The 17,881-nt window shown below is 65.9% G+C and carries 18 protein-coding genes; 6 read left to right on the top strand and 12 right to left on the bottom strand.

The window, feature by feature from the left end:
• Nucleotides 1-7: 7 nt before the first annotated feature.
• Nucleotides 8-448 carry a hypothetical protein gene (locus tag ABS767_RS17235; RefSeq protein WP_408080619.1) on the top strand — a complete coding sequence of 147 codons (441 nt, stop codon included), beginning with the start codon at nucleotides 8-10 and terminating at the stop codon, nucleotides 446-448.
• Here ABS767_RS17235 and ABS767_RS17230 read toward each other — a convergent pair.
• Both ABS767_RS17230 and ABS767_RS17225 read right to left on the bottom strand, forming a co-directional pair.
• Nucleotides 445-1,647 carry a pyridoxal-dependent decarboxylase, exosortase A system-associated gene (locus ABS767_RS17230; protein WP_408080617.1) on the bottom strand — a complete coding sequence of 401 codons (1,203 nt, stop codon included), beginning with the start codon at nucleotides 1,645-1,647 and terminating at the stop codon, nucleotides 445-447. The two genes, ABS767_RS17235 and ABS767_RS17230, sit on opposite strands and share 4 nt — an antisense overlap.
• A complete protein-coding gene (locus tag ABS767_RS17225) occupies nucleotides 1,644-3,155 on the bottom strand; it encodes an acyl-CoA ligase (AMP-forming), exosortase A system-associated (RefSeq protein WP_408080615.1) in 1,512 nt (503 codons plus the stop codon). Before ABS767_RS17225 ends, ABS767_RS17230 begins: the two co-directional genes overlap by 4 nt.
• 154 nt (nucleotides 3,156-3,309) lie before the next feature.
• Between ABS767_RS17225 and ABS767_RS17220 the strand changes: the two genes are divergently transcribed.
• From ABS767_RS17220 to ABS767_RS17210, 3 genes are read left to right on the top strand one after another with little or no spacing between them, the layout of a single operon-like run.
• Nucleotides 3,310-3,582 (top strand): acyl carrier protein, encoded by a 273-nt coding sequence (locus ABS767_RS17220; RefSeq protein ID WP_408080613.1) that lies wholly within the window; start codon nucleotides 3,310-3,312, stop codon nucleotides 3,580-3,582.
• 41 nt (nucleotides 3,583-3,623) lie between these two features.
• The gene (locus tag ABS767_RS17215) at nucleotides 3,624-4,280 is read left to right on the top strand and encodes a hypothetical protein (RefSeq protein WP_408080611.1); all 657 of its coding nucleotides are present in this window, start codon (nucleotides 3,624-3,626) and stop codon (nucleotides 4,278-4,280) included.
• Nucleotides 4,268-5,077: a hydrolase 1, exosortase A system-associated gene (locus ABS767_RS17210; RefSeq protein WP_408080609.1), complete on the top strand. Its 810-nt coding sequence runs from the start codon at nucleotides 4,268-4,270 to the stop codon at nucleotides 5,075-5,077. The genes ABS767_RS17215 and ABS767_RS17210 overlap by 13 nt, the downstream gene beginning before the upstream one ends.
• Here the strand turns inward: ABS767_RS17210 and ABS767_RS17205 are convergent.
• Both ABS767_RS17205 and trxB read right to left on the bottom strand, forming a co-directional pair.
• Nucleotides 5,074-5,919 (bottom strand): CPBP family intramembrane glutamic endopeptidase, encoded by an 846-nt coding sequence (locus tag ABS767_RS17205; protein ID WP_408080607.1) that lies wholly within the window; start codon nucleotides 5,917-5,919, stop codon nucleotides 5,074-5,076. The genes ABS767_RS17210 and ABS767_RS17205 overlap by 4 nt on opposite strands.
• Nucleotides 5,920-6,398: 479 nt before the next feature.
• Nucleotides 6,399-7,370 carry a thioredoxin-disulfide reductase gene (gene trxB, locus ABS767_RS17200; protein WP_408080605.1) on the bottom strand — a complete coding sequence of 324 codons (972 nt, stop codon included), beginning with the start codon at nucleotides 7,368-7,370 and terminating at the stop codon, nucleotides 6,399-6,401.
• Between the two features lie 164 nt (nucleotides 7,371-7,534).
• On the opposite strand from trxB, the gene ABS767_RS17195 reads away from it, so the two are divergent.
• Nucleotides 7,535-8,161: a peptidylprolyl isomerase gene (locus ABS767_RS17195; protein WP_408080603.1), complete on the top strand. Its 627-nt coding sequence runs from the start codon at nucleotides 7,535-7,537 to the stop codon at nucleotides 8,159-8,161.
• 6 nt (nucleotides 8,162-8,167) lie between these two features.
• On the opposite strand, the gene ABS767_RS17190 is transcribed toward ABS767_RS17195, so the two are convergent.
• From ABS767_RS17190 to ABS767_RS17180, 3 genes are all read right to left on the bottom strand, one after another.
• Nucleotides 8,168-8,326 carry a hypothetical protein gene (locus ABS767_RS17190; protein ID WP_408080601.1) on the bottom strand — a complete coding sequence of 53 codons (159 nt, stop codon included), beginning with the start codon at nucleotides 8,324-8,326 and terminating at the stop codon, nucleotides 8,168-8,170.
• Between the two features lie 93 nt (nucleotides 8,327-8,419).
• Nucleotides 8,420-9,628, bottom strand: coding sequence for a dipeptidase (locus tag ABS767_RS17185; RefSeq protein WP_408080599.1), 1,209 nt, complete (start codon nucleotides 9,626-9,628; stop codon nucleotides 8,420-8,422).
• On the bottom strand, nucleotides 9,625-11,775 hold the full coding sequence (locus ABS767_RS17180; RefSeq protein ID WP_408080597.1) for a prolyl oligopeptidase family serine peptidase: 2,151 nt from the start codon (nucleotides 11,773-11,775) through the stop codon (nucleotides 9,625-9,627). The genes ABS767_RS17185 and ABS767_RS17180 overlap by 4 nt, the downstream gene beginning before the upstream one ends.
• Before the next feature lie 444 nt (nucleotides 11,776-12,219).
• On the opposite strand from ABS767_RS17180, the gene ABS767_RS17175 reads away from it, so the two are divergent.
• On the top strand, nucleotides 12,220-12,645 hold the full coding sequence (locus ABS767_RS17175; RefSeq protein ID WP_408080595.1) for a hypothetical protein: 426 nt from the start codon (nucleotides 12,220-12,222) through the stop codon (nucleotides 12,643-12,645).
• 76 nt (nucleotides 12,646-12,721) lie between these two features.
• Here ABS767_RS17175 and rplQ read toward each other — a convergent pair whose 3' ends face one another.
• The 5 genes from rplQ to ABS767_RS17150 form a co-directional block, all read right to left on the bottom strand.
• Nucleotides 12,722-13,144: a 50S ribosomal protein L17 gene (gene rplQ, locus ABS767_RS17170; protein ID WP_408080593.1), complete on the bottom strand. Its 423-nt coding sequence runs from the start codon at nucleotides 13,142-13,144 to the stop codon at nucleotides 12,722-12,724.
• 180 nt (nucleotides 13,145-13,324) lie between these two features.
• Entirely contained in the window at nucleotides 13,325-14,386 is a 1,062-nt protein-coding gene (locus ABS767_RS17165; protein WP_408080591.1) for a DNA-directed RNA polymerase subunit alpha, read from the bottom strand.
• Between the two features lie 104 nt (nucleotides 14,387-14,490).
• Nucleotides 14,491-14,880 carry a 30S ribosomal protein S11 gene (gene rpsK / locus ABS767_RS17160; RefSeq protein WP_066579261.1) on the bottom strand — a complete coding sequence of 130 codons (390 nt, stop codon included), beginning with the start codon at nucleotides 14,878-14,880 and terminating at the stop codon, nucleotides 14,491-14,493.
• 58 nt (nucleotides 14,881-14,938) lie between these two features.
• On the bottom strand, nucleotides 14,939-15,307 hold the full coding sequence (gene rpsM, locus ABS767_RS17155; protein ID WP_145845614.1) for a 30S ribosomal protein S13: 369 nt from the start codon (nucleotides 15,305-15,307) through the stop codon (nucleotides 14,939-14,941).
• Between the two features lie 294 nt (nucleotides 15,308-15,601).
• Nucleotides 15,602-17,842 carry a S9 family peptidase gene (locus ABS767_RS17150; protein ID WP_408080587.1) on the bottom strand — a complete coding sequence of 747 codons (2,241 nt, stop codon included), beginning with the start codon at nucleotides 17,840-17,842 and terminating at the stop codon, nucleotides 15,602-15,604.
• Nucleotides 17,843-17,881: the final 39 nt, after the last annotated feature.

The raw sequence follows: 17,881 nt of genomic DNA, 5'->3' as shown, positions 1-17,881 counted from the left end.
TGCACAGATGGGGCCGGGTCATCTCTATTATCTCGGCATCCTGCTGACGGGGCTGTTCATCGCCCCGTTCAGCCCGCTCGCCCGCGTCATCGTCGCCAGTTGGCTGCTGGGCGAATACGCCTTCTGGCTCGGCATCCCGGCCAACTGGGTCAATCTCGCCCAGCATCTCGCCGCATTCATCGTCGGAAGCCGCTATTTACGCAACGAATGGTGCCTGCTCGCCTGGGTAATGTTCCTGCCCATGCTCGCCTGCGACGCCCTCGCGCTGATCCAGGAGTTCGAGGTGCTGGCATGGTGGGGTCTGCTGTGCACCGCGCTCGCCCAGCTCGTCTTCCTGCCGCTCGGCATGGACTTCTCTCGTGCCCGTACGACGCTGGACGAAGGTTGGCAGGGCTATGCCGGCTACCGCCGGGAGGATTTCCTGCGCGTCGGCATCGCCGTCGGCTAAGCGACGATCTCCGCCGCCGGGCCATGGCCCAGAAACGCCGCAGGACTGGCGCTCGCGCCATAGGCGCCCGCCAGGAACAGCGCGACGACGTCGCCGACCTCGGCGCGGGGCAACGCGACCTTGTCGCCCAGCCGGTCGAGCGGCGTGCACAGCGGGCCCACGACCGACACCGTCTCCTCCGCCACCGCACCCATCTTCCCCGCGATCGCGATCGGATAGTTGCGCCGCACCACCGTGCCGAAATTGCCCGATGCCGCCAGCTGGTGATTGAGCCCGCCGTCACACACCAGGAACGTCTCGTCCCCGCTGACCTTCCGGTCGACGATCCGCGTCAGATAGACCCCGCATTCCCCCGCGATCCAGCGCCCCAGTTCGATCGCATAGGCCTGATCGGCGTCCAGCACCTGCGCCAGCCGCTCGCCCACCCGACCGATATCGACGGGCATGTCGCCCGCGAAATAGGGAATGCCGAACCCGCCGCCCAGATTGACCAGCGGCGCGCGTGCACCTGCCGCCTCGGCCAGTTCGCGTGCCAGCCCGACTGTCGCTGCCTGCGTTTCGCAGATCGCCTCACTGTCCAGCGCCTGCGATCCGGCAAAGATATGAAATCCCCGCCAGTCCGCCCCCGCTGCGACCAGACGCTTCACCAGGGCCGGCACCCGCGCCGCGTCGATTCCGAAGGGCGATGGTCGTCCGCCCATCTTCATGCCCGATCCCTTGAGCTCGAACGCGGGATTGACCCGCACCGCCAGCTTCGGAGTGACGCCCAGGCGTTCGCCGATTGCCAGCGCGCGATCCGCCTCGCCCTCGGATTCGAGGTTCAGGGTCGCCCCTGCGACGATCGCCGCCTCGAGCTCGATGTCACGCTTTCCCGGCCCTGCGAAGCTGATATGCGCGGCATCCTTGACCGCCAGTGCCTTGGCGAGTTCGCCCCCCGAAGCCACGTCCAGCCCGCCGACTAGCGGAGAAACCGCTTGCAGAAATTCGGGCAAGGGGTTGGCTTTGATCGCGAAATGGATCTCGACCGAACGCGGCAATGCGGAGCGCAACTGCCCGATCCGCTCGCGCACAATCGACGTGTCATAAACGAACAGCGGTGTCCCTGCCTGCGCGATCCAGTCCCCGGCCTTCCGCCCGGCAATCCGCAAGTCTCCGTCCTGTCCCGCAAAATAGGGCGGGATCGGCCCCATCGGCTTCATGCCAGTATCTCCGCTTTCAATCCACTGCGGTCGAGCTTGCCGTTCGCATTGCGCGGCAGCGCGTCGCGCCACACATAGCGCGACGGCTGCATGAACGCAGGCAGGTCGCGCTTCAGCCGCGCGCGCAGATTGGCCTCCGCCTGCTCCGCCTCACCCCGCGCCACCGCGATCACAAGGATCGCCTGTCCCAGTCGCGCGTCCGGCACCCCGAGCGCGACCGCCTCGCGCACCTCGCCCCCGGCGAGCACCGCTTCCTCGACCTCGGTCGGACTGATCCGGTTGCCCGACGACTTGATCATCTCGTCGTCGCGGCCGACGAAGCGCAGCAGCCCGTCCGGACCTTCGACCACGGTATCGCCGGAAAAGACCGCCATCCCGCCATAGGCGGACTCGGCCGGCGCCGGCTTGAACCGCAATGCGGTGCGCTCCGCATCCTGCCAATATCCCTGCGCCACCAGCGGCCCGGCATGGACCAGCTCGCCGGCTTCGCCCGGATCGGCCCGCGTCCCGTCGGCCCGCACCACCATGATCTCGGCAAAGGGAATGGCCCGCCCCATCGACTCCGGATGCGCGTCCACCAGCGACGGATCGAGATAGGTCGACCGGAACGCCTCGGTCAGCCCGTACATCGGATACAGGTCCGCCCCGGGGAACCGCGTCCGCAATCCGCGTACCATGCCCACCGTCAGCGCCCCGCCCGAATTGGTCAGCCGCCGAATCTTCGCCGCGACCGGCTCCGGCCACTCCGCCTCCAGCAGCTGGGTCCACAGCGGCGGGACCCCGGCGATCGTCGTGGCGTCATGCCGGTCCACCGCCTTGATCACATCCCGCGCCGTCAGATAGTCGAGCGGGATCACGCGCCCCCCGGCGGCCCAGGTCGACAGCAGCTGGTTCTGCCCATAATCGAAGCTGAGCGGCAGCACGCCCAGCACGCGATCTTCGGGCGTCACCTTCAGATAATGCGCCACGCTGATCGCGCCGAGCCACATATTCGCGTGGCTCAGCATCACCCCCTTGGGCCGCCCGGTCGATCCCGAGGTATAGAGAATCGCCGCCAAGCCGTCGGGGTCGCGCTCCGAATAAGCCAGCCCCTCGCCCAGCAGCGGGGCATCGGCATCGAAGACCACCGAACACCCTCCGGGCACATCGCCTTCCTCCAGCGTCCCTGCCCGCGCCGATTGCGTCAGCAACAGCTGCGCCCCGCTATCGGCCAGGATGTGCGCCACCTGCGCGCGCTTGAGCACGGGATTGACCGGCACATGCACAAACCCGCCCCGCGCCGCCGCGAGCGGCATGACGCAGGCATGCCGCGTCTTCGGCAGCCAGGTCGCAACCCGCTCTCCGGCGACCAGCCCGTGCCCGCGCAGCCAGTGCGCAAGCGCGGCGACTGCAGCCTCCAGTTCGGCGTAGGTCCAGGTCCCCGCACGATCCTCCAGCGCCACCGCGTCGGGAGCACCACGCTGGGTCAGCACATCGATCGGATAGGGCGTCGGGTCCAGTTCCACCATGGCGATGCCTTAGCCTGCATCGGTTAACGATCCAGTGTCCATTGTTCGGTCCGGCCAAGTCGGATGCCAAGTCGGATGGCGGCGAACCGCCCCGCCACTTGGCAGCGCCGCGTCGAGCCGGTAACGGGCGCAAAACAACCGGGGATTCTGGGCCGTGCAGCCTGATGGATATCATGAAGTCGAGGAAACCGTACGCGGCGTGCTGCGCGACGTGCTGGGAATCGACGCCACGCGCGCCGCGTCCTTCGACGAAGCGACGCCCCTGTTCGGCGCACTGCCCGAACTCGATTCGATGGCGGTCGCCGGTGTTCTGACCGAGATCGAGGACCGGCTCGGCATCGTCATCGATGATGATGAGGTCGACGGCGATATGCTCGAAACCTTCGGCGCGCTGGTACGGTTCGCCGCGGCCAAGGCACTGAGCTGATCGCGTTCGACGCCTATGACTGGCCCGGCGGGAGCGAGGCGATGCTTCGCTTCGGTCCCGCGTCCGGCCCCGTCGTCGTCGTCGCGCTTCCCCTGTTCGAGGAAGCAAACCGCACCCGCGCCTTCGCGGTCACGATCCTGCGCGCGCTCGAAGATCGCGGCATCGCCGGCGCGCTTCCCGACCTCCCGGGTCAGGGAGAGAGTCTGGTCCCTACGCACGACGCCACGCTCAGCTCGCTCCGCGCCGCCTTCGCCACGGCAGTGGCTGGCCTCGGGCGCTCCGCGTACAGCCTGGCAATCCGCAGCGGCGCGCTGCTCGATGGCTCGGCGCTGCTCGTCGCGCGCTATCATCTCGCGCCCATGACCGGCGCCGACCTGCGCCGCGAACTCGCCCGCGCCCGCCAGGCCTCGTCGCGCGAATCCGGTGAGGCGTTCGATCCGGCGAGCCTCGACACTGCGACCCTGCCGGTCGAACTGGCCGGAAATCTAGTCGCGCCGACGATGCTCACCGAGCTCGCGACTGCGGCCCCGGCAACCACCGCCGTCCGCACCGTCCGCCTCGAAACCGAGGCCCGCCCCGCCGACGCCAAACTGCCCGGCAGCCCGCTCTGGCGCCGCGCCGAGCCGGACAACGACCCTGATTTCGCAGCCCGTCTTGCCGAGGACATCGCCCAATGGGTCGCGACATGCGAAGCTTGAAGCGCTTCCGCTGCGCGGGCGAAACGCTGATCGCGACGCTCGACGATGCCCCCGGAACCACCGGCCTGCTCATCGTCTCCGGCGGCAATGAAATCCGCATCGGCGCGCATCGCGGCATGGCCGAACTTGCCTCCGCGGTCGCTGCACAGGGCTACCCGGTATTCCGCTACGATCGCCGCGGGATCGGCGATTCGACCGGCGAAAACAAGGGCTTCGAGTCCACGGCTCAGGATATCTCTGAAGCTGGTGCCGCCTTTCGCCGCGACTGCCCCCACCTCACCCGCCTCGTCGCGTTCGGCAATTGCGACGCGGCGAGCGCACTGATCCTGTTCCACGATCAGGCACCGATCGACGCGCTGATCCTCACCAATCCCTGGACGATCGAGTCTAACGCAACCGGCGACGACCTCCCCCCTGCCGCCGCGATCCGATCGCGCTATGCTGAAAAGCTCAAAAATCCCCGTGAACTCCTCCGACTGGTCACCGGCGGCGTCGATATTCGCAAGCTTGTCAGCGGCTTGGCGAAGGCATCGTCGAAACAGTCTCAAACCTCGGCAAGCCTTCCGGCGCGCCTCGCCGCGGCGATGGCGGGCGCAAAAATCCCGGTGACGATCCTCCTCGCCGAACGGGACAACACCGCCCTCGCCTTCGCCGATCACTGGAAAGGCGACGCGTTCAAGGCAGCCCGCACGACGTGCACCCTAGAAACGTGTCCCACCGACAGCCACAGCTTCGCGCGGCCCCAGGACAAGGCGTGGCTGAAGGCGCAGGTGCTGGCTGCCCTCGCAGCAGCCTAGCCCCGGTCAACGTCTCTGCGCGGCGCCCCAAAATGCACCACCGCCACCAACGCCGCGATCGCGACCAGACTTAGAACGCTACCCTCCGGCCCCGCGCTGCCGCCCGTCAGCCATGAAGGCCCCTCAATCCGCGAGACCATCAGCGCGTTCGCGCTCCGTCCACCGCTGTTGTTCAGGCCGAACACGAAGCTCTGGGCGAAATTCCAGCTCGCATGAAACCCCAGCGCGAACCACAGCGATCCGGTGCGCAGCAGCGACCATGCCAGCACCAGCGCGAAAAGCCCGGCAACGACCATCGACAGCGGCGTCGCGCCCTCCTGCCCGACATGCCCCCACATGAACCACAGGCTCAGCAGCGCGGCCGCCGGCCAAAAGGAGATCGCGCGCGACAGCTGCACAAAGGCATAGCCACGATGCAGGCCCTCTTCATGTGCGGCCTGTACGACCCACAGCATAACCGACAACAGCACCATCCGCGCCAGTTCGCCGCCGGACCACACAGCAGCGCCGCCCGACCAGGCGCCCGCGACCCATAAGATCGCAACGATTGCGAACATCATGCCCGCGCCGCTCGCGGCCCCCAGAGCCGCCAGCCGCCCACCGCCGGCTCCAGACCAGCCGGAAGTCGCGAACCGATCCTTCCACACCAGTAAAGAGAGTGCGGTTGGTATGATCACAAGCGCAAGCAGCAGCCCCGCATGGGCGATAAGTGCCTCGCCGGGCCCCGCCTGCATCAATTGCTGAAGATTCCGCCCCGTCGCAACCTTGAGCACGGAAGAAACCAGCAAGGCCGCGACCAGCGCCAACCCTAGATACACCGCCGCCTTTCCGATCGCGCGCATGCGCCCGCGCCAATCCGGAGTGATCGCCATTGAGGGTGCGTTAAAGTGCGGCTGCTCCACGTCTAATCCCCCAGTGCGAAGCGCCAAGCTGCGCTATGCTGAGTTTGCGCGCAATGGCGGAACGACGCAGACACTATCCCACCAGATCAGCGATGGCGGTTGACCGGCGTGGTCGGGCAGCAAACGGGCGCAGCCAACGCCCCCACCCCTCGCTACCCAGAGGATGGGCTTGCAGAAGGGCTTTCCTACAACCCTTCAAAAAGCGCATAAGCTGGTCGATGCGCGCCCGACTCGCCTTGTCCCGAACGAGATGCAGCGATCCAGCGCGCACGGGGTCAGCGCTGATTGGTGTCACGAGCGCAAAACCGGCGTCGGCGTCCCCGCCGCGCGCGGCTCAAACGCCGCGCATTTTGTCAGCTTCGTCACTCGAAGCTGACAGCATCAGGCGCTTTACCCGTGACTTCGTCAGTTTCCCCGGATCACTCCGCCGCCTGCGCCACCGCCTCAAAGTCGGCCTCGGCCAGGAACCGCTCGGCATCGAGCGCCGCCATGCAACCCGTGCCCGCCGCGGTGATCGCCTGGCGATACACCTTGTCCATCACGTCACCGCACGCGAACACGCCCGGCACGCTGGTCCGCGTCGTCCCGGTCTCGACGGTGATATAGCTATCCTCGTCCAGCTCCAGATGCCCGCGAAACAGCTCGGTTGCCGGATGGTGACCGATCGCGACGAAGCCGCCTTCGACATCGATTTCGGAGAGCTCGCCCGTCACCGTGTCCCTGAGCTTCAGCGCAACCAGACCCTCGGGATCGCCGCCGCCGACGAACTCGACGACTTCCTTGTTCCACAAGGTCTTGACCTTGGGATTCGCGAACAGTCGCTCCTGCAGGATCTTTTCGGCGCGCAGGCTGTCCCGGCGGTGGATCAGCGTGACGTCATGGCTATGGTTGGTCAGATACAGCGCTTCTTCGACCGCGGTATTGCCGCCGCCGATCACCGCGACCTTCTTGCCGCGATAGAAGAACCCGTCACAGGTCGCGCACGCGCTCGCGCCCTTGCCCTTCATCGCCTCTTCGCTCTCAAGCCCCAGCCACTTGGCCTGCGCGCCGGTCGCGATGACCAGTGTGTCGCACGAATAGACGGTGCCGCTGTCGCCGGTCAGCCGGAACGGACGCTGCGTCAGGTCGACTTCAACGATCATGTCGTACATCATCTGCGCGCCGACATGCTCGGCCTGCGCCTGCATCTCCTCCATCAGCCACGGACCCTGGATCACTTCGCGGAAGCCGGGGTAATTCTCGACATCGGTCGTCGTGGTCAGCTGCCCGCCGGGCTGGACCCCCTGCACCACGATCGGCGCAAGCCCCGCGCGCGCGCCATAGATGGCGGCGGACAATCCGGCAGGGCCGGAGCCGAGGATCAGCATGCGGGTGGAGTGAACTGCGGTCATTCGGCTTTCCTGAAACTGTCCCCAACCGGGGTGGCGGTGCCGCATCTAGGGGGTCGGCACCGCCAAAGGCAACATGGGTGGTGCGCGTCCGTCTTCCAGCAAAGCGATTCTGTTGTGGACGAAAGCCGGTTGAAGCCGTGCGGCGGGCTGGGCAGACTGGCGGCATGACATTCCGCCGCACCCTGCTCGCCGCAGCCCTGCTGCTCCCGGCCGTCGCCTTCGCGCAAGACGCGCCGACGCCCTCCCCTGCTCCGACGCCCAAGCCCGCGACACAGAAGGTGGCGATCGACACCAGCATGGGCCGGATCGTGCTGGAGCTCGAAACCGAGCGCGCGCCGATCACGGCGCGCAATTTCCTGCGCTACGCCGATCAGAAGCGCCTCGACGGCACCTATTTCTATCGGACGGTGAAGGTCGCGGACAAGTTCGGCTTCGTCCAGTTCGGCGTGGGCAATCAGCCGAAGCGCGTCCTGCCACCGATCAAGCACGAGCCGACGACGCAGACCGGGGTGAAGCACGTCAATGGCGCGATCTCGGTCGCGCGGCTGGCCCCGGGTACGGCGCGTGGAGAATTCACGATCAGCGTCGGGGATCAGCCCTCGCTCGATGCGGATCCGAGCAAGCCGGGCGATAATCTGGGCTACGCCGCGTTCGGCCGGGTGGTCGAGGGGATGGAGGTGGTGTGGAAGATACTGGACGCCCCGACCTCCCCCACCGCGGGAGAGGGGGTGATGAAGGGGCAAATGCTGGAGCCGAAGGTCCGGGTGCTCAAGGTCACCCGGCTACCCTAGGCAGCGTCAGCCCCGCGTGAAGAGGAGCAGGACCAGCAGCCAGAACATCAGCGAGGCGGAGACCACGACGAGGAATCCGGCCCCAGCAGGCCAGCGCCCGTCATACATCTCGTGCTCGCGCAGGTCGAAATTGTCGGCGCTATTGATCTCGCGGGGCAGATACATGGCAAGTCTCCACTGGACCTGTTCATGCTGCCACCGATCGACTCCGCCGCCCATATCGGGAAAATGCTATGGGGATAGTACAGCGGTCCGCATTTACCCTCTTTTCCGCTCGGCCGCCCGCAGCAGCCGCAGAACATTGCCCGACCAGATCTTGGCGATATCCGCTTCGGAATAGCCAGCAGCGACGAGCCGCTCGGTCACCTTCGGCAACGCCGTGATGTCTTCCATCCCCCGGACCCCGCCGCCGCCATCCCAGTCGGCGCCCATGCAGACATGGTCCGGCCCGGCAATCTTGAGGAGATACAGAAGATTGGCCATGAAATTCTCGAAATCGGTGTCCTGCACCGGATCGGTTTCATCGAGCTTCCGGATCGCCGCGGTCAGTTTGACCTGTTCCTCCGGCGAAAGTTCCCCGATCCGCTCGGCCTTGTCGGACAGGCGGTTGCGTTCTTCGGTATAGGTCAGCTTGGTCAGGAACACGCTGTTCATGCACACCGCCCCGCCCGCCGCCGCGAGCTTGCGAATCCGGGCATCGTCGATGTTGCGGGGGTGGTCCCATTTGGCGCGCGGGCCGGAGTGCGACAGGATGATCGGCGTCTTCGACAGCGCCAGCATCTGGTCGAACGCCGCGTCCGACGAATGGCTGCCGTCGATCACCATGCCCAGCCGGTTCATCTCCGCCACCCATTTGCGACCGAGCGGAGACAGCCCCTTCCAAGTCCCCGAACCTGTCGCCGAATCGGCGAATTGGTTGTCCTTGGAATGAACCGGCCCCGCCATCCGCACGCCGCGCCGGTAGAATTCGCCGAGCAACGACAGGTCCTCGCCGAGCGGGTAGCTGTTCTCGATGCTGATGAACGCGAAGCGCTTGCCCGCCTTGTCGGCGGCGATCGCCTGATCGGCGGTTGTGACCAGGCTGATCCGGTCGGGATAGGCAGCGATCGTGCGTTCGATCTCGCCCAGCCGCTTGAACGCGAACGCCTTTGCCGCCGCAAAGCCCTGCGGCGTCACCGGACCGGACGGGGTGTAGATGACGAACATGCCCCCATCCAGAGCTGCATCCATCCGCCCCAGATCGACCTGCGCCAGATCGGTGCGCCAGTCGTGCCGGTCGCCGAACTTCCAGTTGGGGTTGTTGAACCAGATCGGCGTGTCGAGATGCGTGTCGAGCGTCAGCAGCCGGTCATGCAGCGTCCGCGGCGTATTGGCCGGGGTCTGCACCTCCCCCATCGGCGCGCAAGAGGTTCCGGTAAGGGCGATCGCGCAGACCAGGGCGGCTTGGCTGAGGCGGGCCACCGTCATTCTACCGGCTTCACCTGAAGCCCGGTCCATTTGGCCGCGAAAGCCCATAGATCCGACGTTTCCTCGATGATCTTGTCGGTCGGCTTGCCCGAACCATGGCCGGCGCGGGTCTCGATGCGCACCAGATGCGGCTTCGGCCCGATGTCCGCCGCCTGCAGCGCGGCGGTGTATTTGAAGGTGTGGCCCGGAACCACGCGGTCGTCGGTGTCGGCGGTGGTCGCGAGGATCGCCGGATAGGTCTTGCCCGACTGGATATTGTGATAGGGCGAATAGGCGCGCAGCACCTTCCAGTCCGCCTCCTTCGACGGATAGCCGTAATCGTCGACCCAGTAGCGGCCCGCCGTCCAGCGGTCGAAGCGCAGCATATCCATCACGCCCACCGCAGGCAGCGCCGCAGCGAACAGGTCCGGGCGCTGGTTGGTCACCGCGCCGACCAGCAGCCCGCCATTCGATCCGCCCTGGATGGCGAGGCCATCCTTCTTGGTGATGCCCTGAGCGATCAGATATTCGCCAGCGCCGATGAAGTCGTCGAAGACGTTCTGCTTGTTCTTGAGGCGACCGCCGTCGTGCCACGCCTTGCCATATTCGCCGCCGCCGCGGATGTTGGCGAGGACGAACACGCCGCCCTGCTCCATCCAGGCGAGGCGCGAGGCCGAGAAGGCCGGGCCGTAGCTGATGTTGAACCCACCATAGGCCCAGAGCAACGTCGGCGCGGGACCGGTCACGTCCTTCCGCTTGACGATGAACATCGGCACCTTCGTCCCGTCCTTCGACGTGAAGAAGCGCTGTTCGACGGCATATTTCGACGGGTCGAAATCGACCTTGGGCTTGGCCCATTCGGCCGCCTTCCCGGTCTTCACGTCATAGCGATAGACAGTGGTCGGCATGTTGAAGCTGGTGAAGGCGTAAAAGGCCTCGCTCTTTTCCGGGTCACCGCTGAACCCGGCGATGCTGCCGATGCCGGGCGTCTCGACCTTGCCCAGCAGCTTGCCGTCGAGCGCATATCGCCGCATTTCGTCCTTGGCATCGACGAGATAGGTGACGAACAATTGGCCGCCGACGATGCCGGCGCCCTCCATCGTCGCCTTGTCCTCCGGGATCAGGTCGGTCGCGACCGGATCGGCGGCGGACACGTCCATCGTCACCACCTTCTTGCGAGAGGCACCCTTGTCGGTGGTCCAGAAGAAGCGGCTGCCGACGTTGCCGGCAAGGCTCCACTCATTTTCCAGCCCCTTGACGATCGTCCGCGGCTTCGCGGCGGGATCCTTGAGGTTCAGGATCGTGATCTCGTAGCGGTTGTCGGTCCCCTCGGTCGTGGTGATGACGAGCCAGCCGCCGTCTTCGGTGACCTGCGCGAAATGCCCGCGCTTGGGGTGGTCGGGAGTCGAGTATATCAGCTTGTCCTGCGCCTGCGCGGTGCCGATCTTGTGGAAATAGACCGCCTGGTTCTCGTTCAGTGCCTGGAAGGTCTCGCCCTCCTTCACCTCGGGGAAGCGCGAGTAATAGAAGCCCGAGCCGTCCTTCGCCCAGGACAGCGCGCTGAACTTGATCCACTTGACCTCGTCGTCCAGCGTCTTGCCGGTCGCGACGTCGAGCACCTTGACGGTCCGCCAGTCCGATCCCCCGTCCTGGATGCCATAGACGAGCAGCTTGCCGTCGTCCGACGGCACCCACTCGGAAAGCGCGGTCGCGCCGTCCTTGGCCCAGTCGTTTGGATCGATCAGCACGCGCGCTTCGCCATCGAGGCTGTCGCGGACCCACAGGACGTTCTGGTTCTGGAGGCCGCTATTGTGGCTGTAGAAATAGCGCCCGCCCTTGTTGGTGGGGACGCCGAAGCGCTCATAGTCGAACAGCTGCTTGATCCGCGCCTTGAAGATGTCGCGGCCGGGCAAGGTGTCGAGATAGGCGTCGGTGACCTTGTTCTGCGCTTCGACCCAGGCGGCGACCTCCTTGTCGTTGCGGACGTCGTTTTCGAGCCAGCGATAGGGATCGGCGACCTTTTCCCCGAATACCTCATCAACGACGTCGACGCGGCGGGTTTCGGGATAGGTGATCGGGGCGGTCATCGTCGGCTGGGACTCCGGGCTGGCATGGACAAGGGGTGCTGCGAACAGCAGCGGCAGGGCGATCAGCGACGAACGGCGCATTGGTTTCTCCGGTAACGGGATGAGCGCAACCTATTGCCGATCGCCCGGCGGTCAAGCGGCCCGTCCGACGATCCTGACAGAAAAGCGGTGTTTTTCGGCGAAGGCGACTGCGAAGCGACGACGACACGCCCGCTTCGCGACACCGACAGGACAGCGACACGACACCCAGGCGACAGGTCAGGGACAAGCTGTCAGGCTTCGGAAACCGCAAGGTGTGCGCTCACGCGAATGCGGTCAGCGCGCTTTCGTAGCTGACCCAGCCCATCACCAGCAGCGGCAGCGTTGCGAAGGCGATCGCCACTGCCCCGCCTGCGCCATATCCGTTCGATCGTCTCATCACGTCCTCCTGCGCCGCGGGTTTGCACGGCGCGTGCCAATCTGCGGACCGGCGGATTTCCGTGGGTTCGCTTGCAGACGATAGATGGGGCGTGGGAGCGCGCACCAATGTTCAGCGATTCTTACGCCCCCGCAACATTAGCTTGGGGCGCGGACCCGTGGCAGGATGACGAGATGATCCCTACCGCCCTGTTGCTAGCGCTCGCGATCCAGTCCCCAGCCGCAGAGGATGTCAGCGCGTGCGTCCGGACGGTTCGGCCCGCCACGGGAACGATCGGTACGCTGGAGAATCGCTGCGACCATCGCATCGTCGTGTTCATGTGCGTCACCGGGCCACCGCAGCGCGAACGCGAGACCTATTTCGACTGCGCGCGCGGGCAGGTCGGCAGCTACGACATCAAGGCGCAGAGCAGTGCGCGGGCGATCTTCGCGGGCGCGCGGCGGCTGCACATGTTCGCGTGCCGGTTTCCGAAGTTCCTGCCGCGCGACGTACGCTACTACCACGGGAAGGGACTGCGCGGGACGTGCCGGTGAGCCGGAACGGAGCACCAAAAGGAAGGGGCGGCCGCACCGTCGTGCGACCGCCCCAACTCTTGACGAAAAACGCCGATCAGGCGGCGTCTTCGTAATCCTCGTCGGTCATCACCGGACCCGAATCCTGGCCCTTGGCCGAGACGTCGCGGTCGACGAATTCGATGATCGCCATCGGCGACGCGTCCGAAGCGCGCGGGCCGGCCTTGATGATGCGGGTATAGCCGCCGTTACGGTCGGCGTAGCGCGACGCGAGCACGTCGAACAGCTTCACCAGCTGCGCGTCGTCGAGCAGGCGGGCATGCGCGAGACGACGGTTCGACAGGCCGCCCTTCTTCGCCAGCGTCACCAGCTTTTCGACATAAGGACGCAGTTCCTTCGCCTTGGCGACGGTGGTGGTGATCTGCTCGTGCTTGATCAGCGCAGCCGACATGTTGCGGAACAGCGCGGCGCGATGCGCCGAGGTACGCTGAAGCTTACGACCGCCGTACTTATGGCGCATGGGTAGTTCCTTTCAGTTCGTCAGGGGGCCGTCTTACGGAACCCCAAGCCAGGCGGGACGGACGGCCGCCACCTAAAACCGTCACCCCCGCGAAAGCGGGGGCCCATCTCCCGCCGTCGAACCCAGCTCCACGGCGTGGAGATGGGTCCCCGCTTTCGCGGGGATGACGGCGGATGGGCGTTACCCCATGATCTCCTGTTCGAGCTTTTTGGCCATCTCTTCGATGTTCTCAGGCGGCCAGCCCGGGATTTCCATGCCGAGGCGCAGGCCCATCGACGACAGCACTTCCTTGATCTCGTTCAGCGACTTGCGGCCGAAATTCGGGGTGCGCAGCATCTCGGCCTCGGTCTTCTGGACCAGATCGCCGATATAGATGATGTTGTCGTTCTTGAGGCAGTTGGCGCTGCGAACCGACAGTTCGAGCTCGTCCACCTTCTTGAGCAGGTAGCGGTTGATCGTCGCGGTGTCGCCGGCGCCACCTTCGGCAGCGGCGGGTGCCGCCTGACCGATCGGAGCCGAACGCGCGATCGACGAATCGTCGAAGTGCACGAACAGCGCGAGCTGATCCTGCAGGATGCGCGCGGCATAGGCGAGCGCGTCCTCGGGGGTCACGGTGCCGTCGGTCTCGATCGACAGGCTCAGCTTGTCATAGTCGAGTTCCTGACCCACGCGGGTGTTCTCGACCTTGTAGCTGACCTGACGGACCGGGCTGTACAACGCGTCGACCGGGATCAGGCCGATCGGCGCGTCGGCCGGACGGTTGGCGCTGGCGGGGACATAGCCCTTGCCGGTGTCGGCAACCAGTTCCATGTTGAGCGTCGCGCCGTCGTCGAGATGGCACAGCACCAGTTCGGGGTTCATCACTTCGATGTCGCCCGACACGGCGATGTCGCCGGCCTTGACTTCGGCCGGGCCGGTCGCGCTGAGCTGGAGGCGCTTGGCGCCCTCGCCCTGCATCTTGAGTGCGATCTGCTTCACGTTGAGGACGAGATCGGTCACGTCCTCGCGCACGCCGGCGAGCGAGCTGAACTCGTGAAGGACGTTCTCGATCTTGATCGAGGTCACCGCAGCGCCCTGCAGCGACGAGAGCAGCACGCGGCGCAGCGCGTTGCCGAGCGTCAGGCCGAAGCCGCGCTCCAGCGGCTCGGCGACGAAGGTCGCCTTGCGCTTGCCGTCACCGCCCTTTTTCTCCAGGCCGTTCGGCTTCTTAAGTTCCTGCCAGTTCTTTGCATTGACAGACACGGGCTTCCCCTGAGTTGGGCAGGACGGGGGGTATCCTGCCAGAAAAGAGAGCCGCCCCGCCCCAGTTCCGGCTTCCCGGAACCGCAGGCGACGCGGAGAGGCAATCAGACGCGGCGACGCTTCGACGGACGCACGCCGTTGTGCGGGATCGAGGTCACGTCGCGGATCGACGTGATCTGGAAACCGACCGCCTGGAGGGCGCGCAGTGCGCTCTCGCGGCCCGAACCCGGACCCTTCACCTCGACCTCGAGCGTGCGGACGCCGTGTTCGGCAGCCTTTCGGCCTGCGTCTTCCGCAGCGACCTGGGCAGCGTACGGGGTCGACTTGCGCGAGCCCTTGAAGCCCATCATGCCGGCCGAGGACCACGAGATCGCGTTGCCCTGGGCATCGGTGATCGTGATCATGGTGTTGTTGAAGCTGGCGTTCACATGGGCGACGCCGGCGGTGATGTTCTTGCGCTCGCGACGGCGAAGACGCTGCGGTGCTTGTGCCATTGTTCAGTAATCCTTCGAAATGCGAAGCAGGCGGGCCGCTTGTGGGCGGCCCAGCGGCTTACTTCTTCTTGCCGGCGATCGGCTTTGCCTTGCCCTTGCGGGTGCGCGCATTGGTGTGCGTGCGCTGGCCGCGGACAGGCAGGCCCTTGCGGTGACGCAGGCCGCGATAGCAGGCGAGATCCATCAGGCGCTTGATGTTCATCGCGGTCTCGCGACGAAGGTCACCTTCGACCGTGTGGTCGGCGTCGATGGTTTCGCGGATCTGCAGCACTTCCTGATCGGTCAGGTCCTGCACGCGACGCTCGAGCGTGATGCCCAGCTTTTCGGTGATTTCCTTGGCCTTGGCCGGGCCGATGCCGTGGATATACTGAAGCGCGATCAGAACGCGCTTGTTGGTGGGCAGGTTAACGCCCGCAATACGTGCCATGAATCTTGTTCTCCCAGCTCCACGGGGCCCGCATGGCAGCTGAACCCCATCTCTTCGCGTTGACCCGGAACGCAAGCGCGCGGCATACGCCAGGAAGCGCTGCCGTTCACCGGTGTTTCGGAAGATGCGCGACATATGACCTCGCACCAGCGCTGTCAAGCGGCGGTCCGGGGCAAAAGTCGGTTGAAGGCATATATACCATCGGGGCCCGAGCGCCAAGCGATCGCGTCCGCCATCGCGCTCCGGTCGGCGCCTGCCAGTGCCGCCTTGTCGACTGCACCGGAGGCGTCTCCGTTACTTCGTGCCCTCTCCCATGTTCCGGTCGAGGAAGTTGAGGATCGTCGTCCACAGATGCACGCTGATGCCCGGCCCCGCCACGCGGTGCGTCTGGCCGGGATAAAGCATGACGTCGAACGGCACCGCCGCGCCCTGCATCCTGGCCATCATCACGGTCGAATGTTCGAGCACGACATTGTCGTCGGCCATGCCGTGGATCAGCAGGAGCGGATCGGCGATCTTCGTCGCGTCGGCGACCGTGTTCGACACGTCATAGGCCGCCTGCACCTTGCGCGGATCGCCCATGTACCGTTCGGTATAATGGGTGTCGTAAAGTTCCCATTTGCTGACCGGGGCGCCCGAAATGCCCGCAGCGAAGGTCCCGGGCGCAGCCTGAAGCATCTTGAGCGTCATATAGCCGCCGTAAGACCAGCCATAGGTGGCGATCCGGTCGGCATCGACGAAATCGAGGCTCTTGAGATAGGCGGCGCCGGCGAGCTGGTCCGCCACTTCGACGCTGCCCATCGCCTGATAGAGGTGATCCTCGAACGCCTTGCCGCGGTTGGCGGCGCCGCGATTGTCGACGACGAACCAGATATAGCCGCGATCCACCAGATATTGCTGGAGCGCGCCGCCCCAGGCCCTGCTCACCTGTTGCGAATGCGGGCCGCCATAATGGTGGAAGAAGACCGGGTATTTCTTTCCCGGCTCCAGCTTTGGCGTGATCATCTCCCAGTAGAGATCGGTGCCGTCGGCCGCCTTGATCGTGCCGAACTGCTTCTGCCGGTGGCTGGCGAGATAGGGCGCGTAGGGGTGATCGCTGGCGACCTTGTTCTCGCTGACCCAGGCGGTGCGGTTACCGGCGCCGTCGGTAAGCATCACCTGCGGCGGTTGATCGGGCCGGGAGCGGGTTACGATCAGGCGGTGACCCTGGGCATCCGAGCTGGCGGCATGCCACCAGCCCTGCTCGGTCAGCTTGCCGTAGCCGCCCCGGTTGAATTTATAGTTGATCGAATAGACATGCCGCTCGAGCGGGCCGTCACGGTTGCCGAGGAACTTGACGCTCCCCTGCTCCTCGTCGACGCCGAGCAGGTCGGCGACTTCCCAGTTTCCGCTGGTCAGCTGGTCCCACTCGCCATCCTTGAACCGGTAGAGATGGCCATGACCGTCGCGTTCGGACCACCAGATGATGCTGCCGTCCTTGAGCGGGCGGTAGGAATCGGAGAGGTTGATCCAGCTCTTCTCGCGCGCCTTTTCGCTGAACAGAATGCGCGACTTGCCGGTCGCGGGGTCGACCGCGAGCATGTCGAGCACGGTTTGCGCGCGGTTCTGGCGCTGGACGAGCAAGGTCTTGCCGTCGGGAGTCCAGTCGACGCGAGCAAGGTAGATGTCCGTGTCCGGGCCGAGATCGACCTTCACCTTGCCGGAACCGTCGGGGTTCATGACGTAGAGATCGACCAGGACGTTTGCGGTGCCGGCCTTGGGATAGCGCTGGTCGTATACCTTCGTCCCCTCCGCCCCGATCGCGGCGCGGCTGACGATACCGACCGGGGCCTCGTCGAAGCGCTGGACGGCGATGCGCCGGTCGTCGGGCGACCACCAATAGCCGGTGCTGCGCCCCATCTCCTCCTGCGCGACAAACTCGGCCTCGCCGAAATGGACGGTACCCTTGCCCTCGGTCGTCGCCTGCGTCTCGGTGCCCGAGCCGAGATCGAGCACGACGAGATTCTGGTCGCGCACGAAGCTGGCATAGCCGCCGCGCGGGCTGATCACGGGGTTGAGTTCGCCCCCCTCGGTCGCGGTCAGGCGGCGGACATTGCCGTCCAGCGTGGCGAGATAGAGATCGCCGTCGAGGGGGACGAGGATCGACTTTCCGTCGGGGGCCCAGTCATAGGCGACGATGCCCTTGGTCCCGCCGATGCGCGCGCGTTCGCGCTGCATCTTCTCGGCCTCCGACAGTTCGGCGCCGGTGCCGATCTTAAGGCTGTCGACCAGCATCCGCCATTTGCCGGTCGCGGTATCCATCGCCCACAGGTCATAGCGCTGGTTGTCGTCCGGCCGGTTGCGCAGCAGCGTCACCAGCTTCCCGTCGGGGGACAGCTTGAGCGCGCGCGGGGCGGTGCCGGCGAGATCCGGGCTGGCGAAGATGCGCTCCAGCGTCAGGTCCGTCGGGGTCGGTTGCTTCGCTTCATCGGCCATGGCGACACCGCCCATCGCCACGCTCAGCGCCAGCGCCGCACCCAAGGTCCAGTTCCACATGCATCGACTCCACCAGCGGCGCATCGGTGCCCCGCGCGG

Origin of the sequence: Sphingomonas plantiphila (genome assembly GCF_046000505.1) — a bacterium.
GTDB classification, from domain to species: domain Bacteria; phylum Pseudomonadota; class Alphaproteobacteria; order Sphingomonadales; family Sphingomonadaceae; genus Sphingomonas; species Sphingomonas plantiphila.
Note: the sequence above shows the minus strand (reverse complement) of the source record. Positions and strands in the feature narration are given on the sequence as shown.